This is a genomic window from Microcoleus sp. Pol11C3, assembly GCF_036701485.1.
In the GTDB taxonomy this organism is placed as follows: Bacteria; Cyanobacteriota; Cyanobacteriia; order Cyanobacteriales; family Microcoleaceae; genus Microcoleus.
Genome location: NZ_JAUBQW010000200.1, coordinates 1 through 7,634, shown reverse-complemented (window position 1 = coordinate 7,634; position 7,634 = coordinate 1). Strand labels below are relative to the sequence as shown.

Here is a 7,634-nt window from a genome sequence, read left to right as displayed (position 1 = left end):
AGATTTAACCACTCAAAAACATTAAACATTTTAGCACTTGATTAGATAAAGTTATCACCACAAGTTCTGAAGAGCCACATCTCCCAATATCTCTGCTAACCTATTACACCCCCCAAACTTTGGTTCTAAAAGCAAAAATAAAATATACTTTTCTATATTGCATTGTGCTGTCGAGGGTTTGGTAGTTTTTCTCATTGTCACATACCTGTTTCTAGACCACTCATATTTATAAATGCACTATTTTGTTATTTTGTCAATGCGTAAGTCCTATGTTCTTGAACTATCAGGACTTCGGTTAGTTTCTTTTCCTGTTGTTCTATTTGCTGCGCCATTGCCTCCACCAGTTTTTTGACACTGGTTGGAGTTTTCCCCCAATCTTCTGCTACGGTGTACACACAAGTCCGATATCTGTGAACACAAGTCCTAAAACCCTTATCTAGCATGAATCTCATAAATCCAGTTCATTCTCACTAATTTTAGGCTATTGAGAAGAAAAAACGAGAAATCAAGGTTCTAGGAAACAGGATTTGTACAATATTGGTCAGCACTAGACTTGTGTGTACACGGTAGCCAATCTTCTGGGGGTATCTGCTCTAAGTGGTCTGGGGGGGTAACAACCAGCCTGAAACCCAGAGTTGGTGAGGATTGAGCCAATGTATGCTAAAAAAAGATAGGCAGCATAATTGTTACACGCTTGCCTATCCAAAAAATAATAATACCAACATTTTACCAGACTCATTTAAAAAAACAACTGACGAAAGCTCACTTTCTTGTAATGACAATTTTGCCCATTGTGATGCAATCAGAAAAACAAGTGAGATTAGAACGACTGGCACGGGTATTTCCTTATCCAATTACAACAGAAAGTCGGCGTAGAAAAATACAAAGATTTATGGATTTACCAAACTTAACTATCTCATTAATTTGGTTCCCCTTGATTACTTATTGGTTGACTACTTATTGCCCCATTGGTACTCATTTATCAAGATCAATTGACCGCAGTCAATGGGGGCGCATTAATCTTTTTATGGTTAGCCTAGTCTGGCAAAAAAGAGCAATTCCATTATACTGGTCATTATTGCCAAAATTAGGAAACAGTAATTTGGAGGAGCAAACAACAAATTTACAGCAAGTTTTACCATTATTTTCAGACGGGTAAAGTCATAGTTTTAGGAGACCGTGAATTTTGTTCTGTTGATTTAGGAAACTGGCTTAAATCAAAGGGTGTGTCCTTTTGCTTAAGACTTAAAAAGAATCCTTGTATCGAAATGGAACATTTGATTTGGCAACGGTTAGATGAACTAGGAATAGTACCAGGAATCTCTTTGTATGTCCAAGGAAAAAGAGTGAGAAAAACACGGGCCTCTAACCGGATTTGAGCTTGCTTGTAAATGGAAAAGGAATTATGGGAAATATCAAGTTAAAGAAGCTTGGTTTATTCTCACGGATTTGGGTTCGTTGCCAGCAGCAATCAATGCTTATAAGCAGCGGATGGGCATTGAAGAAATGTTCCGAGACTGTAAAAAAAAAGGAGGCTACGATCTTGAAGGAACTAGCCTCAAAGGAAACCGACTTATTAACATGATTCTGCTCATGACACTTGCGTAAAGCTCAGCAATATTTCAAGGCACTGAACTGAAGAAAAAGCAGGTGCAAAAATATATATCTCGTCGCAAATAACCTAAGAAAAAATATCGCAGACGGAGTACATTTGGTGTTGGTCTAGATGGAGAAAAGTGGGTTCATTATCTAGAACAATATTCTTTGGAGGTGGAACAGTTAATGAAGTTAACTCCTTCTAAACGCCGCTTTTATCAACAAGGTGTGCGGGCTGCAACCCTTATACAGTCTATCTCGTAGACCTCTTTGTCACCCCCCAGCTAAGTGGTTGAGGCGCTTTTCTTCCATGTCACTTAATTTATCAGATTTTCTCCCCTTTTTGGGCTATTTCTCTTCTATCCCCCCTGAACGGTTACCATTTATCCGGGTTTTACTTCCGGCACTGTTTTTATTGCTGCCAGCCAACCGATTCGCGATTGAAAGAGTAAATTGCTGGGAGTTAGTGCCGTAGACTTTTGGCTCTCGAAGTTTCAGCAATATCTCCATCGCATCAAGCTTAGCAAAACGGGACAAATTTTCGCGATCGAACGATCGGGCTTGCTGCTTGCCAGTTGGAGTCAAGAATCACCCTTTAGAAAGATGCCGAGAAAGCAGCAACTGCAGCGGGTGAATGTTTGAGACCGCCAAACTCCTGTCATTCGCACCGCAGCTAAATATTTGTACGAACACTTCGGAAGCTTTGGCGACATTAAGCAGCGGCAGCAACTGAAATTTAGCCGAGACGGGCAAGAATATTTTGTGGAAGTGCTGCCGTTTTCTGATGTTTACGGTTTGAACTGGCTGATTGCGATCGCAGTTCCCAAATCCGATTTTCTGGCGGAAATTAACAGAAATACCCAGACTACAGTTTTACTTTGTTTCGTGGCGCTGCTGCGACAATAGCCATGAGATGGCCTAACGTCCTCGCTCAGATGCTCAATACACTATAATTATCATGCTTGATTTGCTCCTAATAATTTAGTGTTGGACTTGACTTTTTTGAAGCTAGAGTTAACCCCCCCGATCGCCCTTTTGGTAAGGGGAAATCGAGGGGGTTAAGTGTTATTTGTCAAGTATCTGAGGAGATTAAGCAGGGTTCGCTTCGGATCGTCTTTGTAGCAGGCGGGCAATTTCAGCTTTTTCTACAAGTCCGACGAGGACTCCGTTTTCGCGAATGACGGGGAGTTCTTGTACTTTGAGTTGTTCCAGAAGGGTGACGACTTCGAGAAGGGATAATTCAGGTTTGACGGTTGTGGAAAATTCGATCGGCTTGAGGAGTTCTTTCACTAAAACTTGGGGCCAGGTGCCGGTAGGAATGGTTTTGAGGTCATCAAGGTCGATCGCCCCTACCAATTGTCCGGCATCATCTGTTGCCAGGAACCTGCGCCAGGTTTGAGTGCTACCGATCACGTAGTTGTTAGCAAATTCTCTGAGGGACAAGTCTTGGGAGACGATCGGGCTTTCGGGCGTCACAGCATCTGCGGCAGTCAGCCCTGCCAGTTGATTTTGGACTGTGGCATATTGGGCAGATTGACCGGCATTTTGCAGTAAGAACCAACCGATTACTAGATTCCAAATATTGCCGAATACGCCTGTAGCAATGGCAATCCAACCAATTATTTGACCGACGCGGCTAGCAAAAATTACACCTTTGTAAGGGTTGCCAGTAATTTTCCAGACGAGGGCTTTGAGGATGTTGCCGCCGTCGAGGGGCAAACCGGGAATTAAGTTAAATAAGGCTAAAGCTAAGTTGATGGAAGCTAAAAGTCCGACGATGGCGGCTGCGGGGCCTGTGAGACTAGCACCGATGCCTATCGCTGTTAACAAACCGGACAACAATAAGCTAACCAACGGGCCTGCAATGGCTACCCAAAATGCTTCGGCTGGGGTTTTCGATTCTCTTTCTAAATTAGCCAGTCCGCCAAACAGAAATAGCGAAATCGATTTCACGCCAATTCCCTGTTTAATGGCTACCCAACTGTGTCCTAATTCGTGGGCTAAGACGGAAGCAAATAACAGTAACGCTGTGAATAATCCCAGCATCCAGGGCGCTACGGGGCCCAATGTGGGAAACAGGGCAGCTAATGCGCCGCCGTATTGCCAGGTTACTAAACCCAGAACTAAAAACCAAGATGCGTTGACAAAGAAGGGAATCCCAAACAGGTTGCCGACGCGAAATGTACCGTTCATAATGGCTACCTCTGATTTGACGAATGAGAGGTTTTTCTCTCTGTCTCCTTATCGTAACGAAATGTAACTGAAATGTTAATGTTTCAATTAGGGTGTTATCCGTCTGTAGAGGTTCGGTTTGCTGAATAATCACCGCTGGCTGCGGTTGGGGCTGCGGGGTGGCCAGGGGTTGAAAATCCCTGTCGAAAGAGCGGAAGTCATCTCTCTGAGGACTGAACATTATATTTATTTGAGTTTTAAATATAAGTTTTCAGTCGGTTTTAACCGACTTTACCTTTGAGAGGGGGAATTAATTCCCGGCGGACTATTGCACCTGTGGCTGGATATCAGTTTCCAGAAATTTTAGCTATAATTACTTACCCTAAGAATAGTTTTGGTGCTAATAAGTATGTCAGAATCCTTTTTGCTCGGTCGCCTGCTGCTGCAATTCAACACCGAAGTGAGCGATACTATTACAGACTTATCGGCTGTGGCTTTCACTCCCGACGGCCATTTGTGGCTGGGTTCCGATGAAACGACTTCGCTCGAATGTTTGTCGCCTGTAGCGCCTCATGTTTTTGGAGAACATCAAAAATTTGCGATCGCGGATTTTATCGATCTACCTGGAAAATGCGAAATCGATATCGAAGGAATGGATTTCAGCAGCGATTATCTGTGGCTGGTCGGTTCTCACAGCACAAAACGCAAAAAAGCTAAAGGCAAAGACGCCGACAAAGACATTGAAAAATTAGCACAAATCGAGACAGAGGTCAACCGCTATTTGCTGGCGCGCCTTCCTATGAAAGACGGGATTTTGTGCAAGTCAATTTCCCCTTCAAACAATCCCGAAACCCAACTGAAAGCGGGATGTCTTCAGCGGACAGAAACAGGCAACTTGCTGACAGACGCGCTCAAAGATGACACCCACCTCGGCTTGTATTTATCTGTGCCGATTCCGAGTAAAGAAAATGGCTTTGATATTGAAGGGTTGGCGGTGCGGGGCGATCGCATTTTGCTCGGTTTGCGGGGGCCGGTGCTGCGGGGTTGGGCGATAATTTTAGAAATAGAAGTTGAAGAGGCCCAAGCGGGAGTTTTAAGGCTTAAGGAAATTGGGAAAGGAGGGAAATTGTACAACAAACATTTTGTTGATTTGAACGGTTTGGGCGTGCGAGAATTGTGCTGGAATGGGGAAGATTTGATTGTTCTAGCCGGGCCGACTATGACTTTATCTGGGGCGACGAGGGTTTTTCGGTTAAAGGGGATTTTCGGGCGATCGGGCGACAGTATTACTGGACAAGATGGGGGAGATTTGGAGGTATTGTTTGACTTGCCTTTTAAGGTTGGTACGGACAATGCTGAGGGATTGAGCCTGTTTCCGTATTGGGACGGGCAGAATTCGCTGTTAGTGGTTTACGATTCGCCGGATAGGGGGAGAATGGTTGAGGAAAATGCTATTTTTGCGGATATTTTTAGGCTGGGTTTGTAGTGAGAATTTTAATCGAAGGAAGTTGTGGTGAATCAAGACTAATGACTAAAGTCCTGACTACAAACAGTCGCGAAATTAAGTTAATTTTCCATCGCATCTCCTCCCAGCGGCCGACTGTAGCGTTTCAATTCATCAATCAATCGAGTATCATTAGAAGCCGTTCTCGCGCCGGCTTCCGCGGCCCAGCGCTTCAAATCTTCAATTTGCGATCGCGCGATCGCAGCTAAAGGTACAGTATCCTCGATCGACCTCAAAATATCCTCCGTCATCAAATCCCGGCGCTGTCCGTTTACAAACGTTCCAAAAGCCCGGTACAACCCATCTATTACGACTTGTTCGATTTCTGCACCGCTAAAGTTCTCAGCGCACTTCGCCAAAATCTCCAAATCAAAGTCGCGCAATCTCGTCGGGCGCAAACGCTGCAAATGCACTTTAAAAATATCTTGCCGTTCCGATTCAGAGGGCAAATTTAAAAAGAAAATTTCATCAAACCTGCCTTTCCTCAGCAACTCTGCCGGCAAAATCCGCACGTTATTTGCAGTTGCGACGATAAACACCGGACTGGTTTTTTCCTGCATCCAAGTAATCAAACTGCCGAATACCCGGCGCGAAGTTCCCGAATCGCCGTCACCACCGCTGATAATGTTGCCGAAGGCTTTATCTATTTCATCGATCCACAAAACGCAAGGTGCGATCGCCTCTGCTAATTGTATCATTTGCCTGACGCGGCTTTCGCTTTCCCCGACCACGCCGCCAAACAATCTCCCAGTATCTAATCGCAACAGTGGTAAACGCCATTCTGAGGCTATTGTTTTCGCAGATAAAGATTTGCCTGTGCCTTGAATTCCTACTAACAAAACTCCTTTCGGATTCGGTATGCCGTAGCGGCGCGCCTCGTCAGTAAAAGCATCTTGCCGCATCTTTACCCACTGTTTCAAATTCTCCAAGCCGCCGACACTTTTTAGGGATTCTCGGGAGTTAAAAAACTCCAAAATTCCCGTCTGGCGAATTGCTTGCTGTTTTTCCTCCAAAACTCCGTCAATATCTGACTCGTTAATTTGCTGTTTTGCAGCCAAAGCTTTAGCTAAAACCCGCCCGATTCTAGCGCGGCTCAAACCCTGACAAGCTTTAACTAACTGTTCCCTTGCTAAACCGCTAACTTGCAACTGTTGTGGCTTTTCCACAACGTGGGAAATTAAACTGTCGATTTCTTGCACGTTGGGCAAAGGAAAATCAATTACTGTTACTTCTTCTTTCAATTCCTCCGGCAATTCCAGCGTGTGAGAAGTAAGAACTATAGTTTTTTTGCTGCGCTTCAATTCTCGCGTTAAATTCCGCAATTCTCGCACTACCGCCGCGCTTTTTTCGCTGTATGGATATTTCAAAATTGGGTGCAAATCCCGCAGTACAAATATGGTATATTCTTCAACAGCAGTTTTGCTGACGCGATCGAGCGCCGCCATTGCTGAGCCTTTTCCAGAACCGTTATCCTCCCAGCCGCGCACAAGATCCCAGAACAACACCCGGCGCGCGGGAGTTACTTGCAGCGCTACTTGGGCAATTACGGCTTCGACCGGTTCCTCCTCCGCGCCGACAATGTACAGCAGCGAATAGCGGGCGCGAATCATCAAATCTAGTCGCTTTACCAGGGCATCGAAATAGTTATTTTGACTGCCATTGACGGCATCTAATTCTTGGGATTTGGGGTAATTTTCGGTCATTTTATTGGATATTTTAGAGTAAAATTAAACTTTATTATTTTTTTTTCAGTACGAACTTTAGTCTTGAAAAAAGATTAACCTAACTAAAGGTTTTTACTAAGAACTTGAGTCCTTAACAACTATTGAACCCGACTAAAGTCCGTACTGCAAACGTTAAAATTATAACAAAATAGTACGCAATTGGCTACTTAGCAACTTTTCGAGCTTGTTTCACCATTTCAATGAGAGTGTGGTGAGCATCTTCGGCGTCTTTTAAAGTGCGATCGAATTTAACTCTGACGGGCACTGTTTGGTCGTTGACTTTAGCGGTTAAATCCATGCCGTTGGCATCAATAGCTAGCATTTGAGCTTCTGTTGCCTGCGGTTGGTCGCCAAATGCTTGAGCATATAGCACGACAGCACTAGCGTGGTCTTCGTTCATGTGAGTGCAGATGCGATCGCTAATCTCAGTGGAAAACTGTTCTGACATGGGAGATTCCTCAGATGCAATATCGCTCGATTGTACTGCGATCGGTACAAAGATTTCAAGAGCGATGAATTGCATCAAGAGTTATGATTGATAGAAAAGGAAGAATAAGGAAGAATCATACGGAATCCGGTTGACAAAGGTCTACAACAAATCATCAATAAGTCAACCAATGATAATTGGTCAAAGCCTT

The 7,634-nt window shown here is 44.2% G+C and carries 7 protein-coding genes and 2 pseudogenes; 3 read left to right on the top strand and 6 right to left on the bottom strand.

The features are described from left to right. Positions 1-72: 72 nt before the first annotated feature. Both QUA40_RS29170 and QUA40_RS26655 read right to left on the bottom strand, forming a co-directional pair. A pseudogene (locus tag QUA40_RS29170) lies at positions 73-195 on the bottom strand (IS701-like element ISAcma42 family transposase); the annotation flags it as partial. A gap of 50 nt (positions 196-245) precedes the next feature. Continuing rightward, on the bottom strand, positions 246-452 hold the full coding sequence (locus QUA40_RS26655; RefSeq protein WP_333131460.1) for a hypothetical protein: 207 nt from the start codon (positions 450-452) through the stop codon (positions 246-248). A gap of 260 nt (positions 453-712) precedes the next feature. Between QUA40_RS26655 and QUA40_RS26650 the strand changes: the two are divergent. Next, positions 713-1,860, top strand: a pseudogene (locus QUA40_RS26650) (IS4 family transposase). Between the two features lie 84 nt (positions 1,861-1,944). Here the strand turns inward: QUA40_RS26650 and QUA40_RS26645 are convergent. Next, positions 1,945-2,181 (bottom strand): hypothetical protein, encoded by a 237-nt coding sequence (locus QUA40_RS26645; RefSeq protein ID WP_333131458.1) that lies wholly within the window; start codon positions 2,179-2,181, stop codon positions 1,945-1,947. Between the two features lie 96 nt (positions 2,182-2,277). On the opposite strand from QUA40_RS26645, the gene QUA40_RS26640 reads away from it, so the two are divergent. Next, a complete protein-coding gene (locus tag QUA40_RS26640) occupies positions 2,278-2,502 on the top strand; it encodes a hypothetical protein (RefSeq protein WP_333131456.1) in 225 nt (74 codons plus the stop codon). Between the two features lie 183 nt (positions 2,503-2,685). Here the strand turns inward: QUA40_RS26640 and QUA40_RS26635 are convergent, their stop codons facing one another. Beyond that, the gene (locus QUA40_RS26635) at positions 2,686-3,789 is read right to left on the bottom strand and encodes a site-2 protease family protein (protein ID WP_333131454.1); all 1,104 of its coding nucleotides are present in this window, start codon (positions 3,787-3,789) and stop codon (positions 2,686-2,688) included. 388 nt (positions 3,790-4,177) lie between these two features. On the opposite strand from QUA40_RS26635, the gene QUA40_RS26630 reads away from it, so the two are divergent. Further along, the gene (locus QUA40_RS26630; RefSeq protein WP_333131452.1) at positions 4,178-5,254 is read left to right on the top strand and encodes a DUF3616 domain-containing protein; all 1,077 of its coding nucleotides are present in this window, start codon (positions 4,178-4,180) and stop codon (positions 5,252-5,254) included. Positions 5,255-5,334: 80 nt separating this feature from the next. Here QUA40_RS26630 and QUA40_RS26625 read toward each other — a convergent pair whose 3' ends face one another. Next, complete coding sequence (locus QUA40_RS26625; protein ID WP_333131450.1) at positions 5,335-6,975, bottom strand: AAA family ATPase; 1,641 nt, start codon at positions 6,973-6,975, stop codon at positions 5,335-5,337. A 184-nt stretch (positions 6,976-7,159) separates the two neighbouring features. Further along, on the bottom strand, positions 7,160-7,519 hold the full coding sequence (locus QUA40_RS26620; RefSeq protein ID WP_333131448.1) for a DUF2470 domain-containing protein: 360 nt from the start codon (positions 7,517-7,519) through the stop codon (positions 7,160-7,162). Positions 7,520-7,634 lie beyond the last annotated feature (115 nt).